Origin of the sequence: Embleya sp. NPDC059213 (assembly GCF_042754445.1) — a bacterium.
Classification (GTDB): domain Bacteria; phylum Actinomycetota; class Actinomycetes; order Streptomycetales; family Streptomycetaceae; genus Embleya.
Window position 1 is genome coordinate 1 of record NZ_JBHZAV010000390.1, and the last position, 2420, is coordinate 2420.

Annotated in this window: 2 protein-coding genes; one reads left to right on the forward strand and one right to left on the reverse strand. The window is 70.9% G+C overall.

What is annotated here, in order from left to right; all coding sequences use genetic code 11:
• The first annotated feature begins 301 nt into the window (after nucleotides 1-301).
• Nucleotides 302-1522 carry an NAD(P)/FAD-dependent oxidoreductase gene (locus ACFXMF_RS47490; protein ID WP_379992838.1) on the forward strand — a complete coding sequence of 407 codons (1221 nt, stop codon included), beginning with the start codon at nucleotides 302-304 and terminating at the stop codon, nucleotides 1520-1522.
• Nucleotides 1523-1715: 193 nt separating this feature from the next.
• Here ACFXMF_RS47490 and ACFXMF_RS47495 read toward each other — a convergent pair whose 3' ends face one another.
• Nucleotides 1716-2207 (reverse strand): hypothetical protein, encoded by a 492-nt coding sequence (locus tag ACFXMF_RS47495; protein WP_360314081.1) that lies wholly within the window; start codon nucleotides 2205-2207, stop codon nucleotides 1716-1718.
• Nucleotides 2208-2420 lie beyond the last annotated feature (213 nt).

Consider the following 2420-nt stretch of genomic DNA (forward strand, 5'->3'; position numbering starts at 1 on the left):
AGGATCGGCAGTGCCACCGCGAGGACATGCGCCCCCAGCGCCATCAGTAGCCCGTTGTCGAGGCAGCTGAAGCCGAGCTCCTCCATGATCCGGGCGTAGGACAGCGGGTCGTGTCCGTCGCCACCGGCGAGGGCCGACACGGCGCCCGTCCGCTCGCCCACACCGGCGTTCACCTCGACGCGCGGGCGCCCGCCAAACCCGCCTCGACCACGGCGCGGACTTCCGCGATTCCCAAAACCCCGGATCCGCTCGTCGCACGAGTGACAGGTCCGAACCCATCGTCAGGAAAGCAGGGCAGTCCATGAGCGCATCCACGGACCGATTCGACGTCGCCGTCGTCGGTGCGGGGCCCATCGGCGCGGCCACCGCACGGCACCTCGCCGACCAAGGCGCCCGCACCGTGGTGATCGGCCCCGCGGAGCCCGCGACCCACATCGACCACGAGGGCGTCTGGGCCGGCCACTACGACCAGGGGCGCATGGGCCACGTCCTCGAGGTCCCCCTCGTCGCCGCGTTGCTCGCAAGCCGGTCCATCGACCGCTTCGCCGAACTCGCCGAGCGGACCGGCATCTCCTTCACCAAGCCCTCGCATTCGCTCGCCGTCATGCCGCGGAGCCTGCACGACCCGGACCTGTCCGAATGGTTCGACCTCGACCGGCTCGCAGGCAACGCCGCCGACGTCGGCCGCCCGGTGGAACGCCTCGACGAGGATCAACTCCGCGCGGCGTACCCGCGGTTGCGCTTCGAACCGGGGCACGTCGCGGTCGTGCAGCGCGACGCGTACATCGTCAACCCCCGCGACCTGACCGCCGCCGAACTCGCCGCCGCCACCGCGGCCGGGGCCACCCTCGTCCGCGACGAGGTCGTCTCGACAAGCATCGCGGGCACCGGCCGCCGCGTCACGGCACGCTCGGGCGCGACGTGGACCGCCGACACGGTCGTCCTGGCCACCGGCGCCTCCACCAACGCGGGCGGACTGCTCGACCGCAGGCTCGCGATGGACACGCTCGGCGCGACCGTCGTCCTCGTCGAAGCCCCCGACCCGGTCGCCGACGACATGCCCGCGATCATGTACCTCAAGCAGCGCGACGGCGAGATCCGCTACGGCGGCATCGTCATGTCCCCGCTGCGCTACCCCGACGGCCGCCGCTATCTCAAATGCTCCGGGGACAGCGTCCTCGCCAACCGGCTGACCTCGCGCGAAGACATCACGGCATGGGTCCGAACAGGGGGCTCCACCGATGACATCGCCCCCTCCCTCGCGATGTTGCGCGACCTCCTCACACCCGAGGCGTTCGCCGCCCTCGGCCCCGCGCACGTGCGTCCCTGCCTGGTCTCCGCCAACCACAGCGGCCACCCCTACCTCGACCACGCCGACGACAACCTCGTCGTCGTCGTCGACGGCGACCGCGGCGTCATGGCCGCCGACGAACTCGGCCGCCTCACCGCCGGCTTCGCCCTCACCGCCCGCTGGACCGACGGCATTCCCCACCGACTCCTGCAAGCCGAATGGAGTTGCTGATCGTTCGGAACGAGATCCGAGTCCGATGGGGTGCCGAGGTCGTTCCGGTTCGCTGCGGCCCGAGTCGTTCGTCAGGGTGAGCGGGAGGGTGGTTTGTGACCAGGGCCCACGCCGTCCATCTGGATTTCGCGCGCACTCCGGCCTTCTTGACGTGGGGGTCAGCGAGGTGGAGACGCGCCGGGGGAGTAGTGGATCAGGCCCGGGGGTTTGCTGTGCCGAGGGTGGTCGCGGCCTCGCGGAGGGCCTCGCGGACGATCCCGGTCGGGGTGAGGTGGTCGCCGGCTGCGGGTGGCTGCAGCCACGTCACCATGGTGTCCTGGTCGCCGGTGGGCAGCACGACCCACGCGCCGACTCCCACCTGACGCGGGCCGCAGCGCAGTTCGACCTCGGGGACGGGGTCGTCGCGCTGAGGCGGCACCAGGAAGCCGATACGGCGCCACCGGTCGTCGAGGATCACCGGGCCGAGCGGCATGTCCCGCCCGCGCAGCAGTTGCAACGCCGCCAGGCCCAGGGGCATGTCGACCGTGATCACGTCGAAGGTGACGCCGGTGGCGGCCAGGCGTGGCCCCCATCCGAAGGCGTTGTGCAGGCCGGCTTGCCTCGATGGCGTGCTCGCCACGGTCGCCTCGTCGCCGGTGGCGCGGGAGGGGTCGACGAGGCCGCGGGTGACGACGGCGGTGGTCATGACGGGAACCTCGCGATCTGAGTCCGGAGGGAGGCCATATGTATCTACCTCACGATGATCATAAGATAATTATGAACCTTCGGGTCCTGAAGCGCCAGCCCCCTCCACGAGAAGATCCAACGGGAGTCCGCACGGCGACCGGGATCATTGATCGACGGCATCCCCACGTCGACAACGTTCCGGCCGGCTGACGCGGGCGCGGAGTACGTTCGG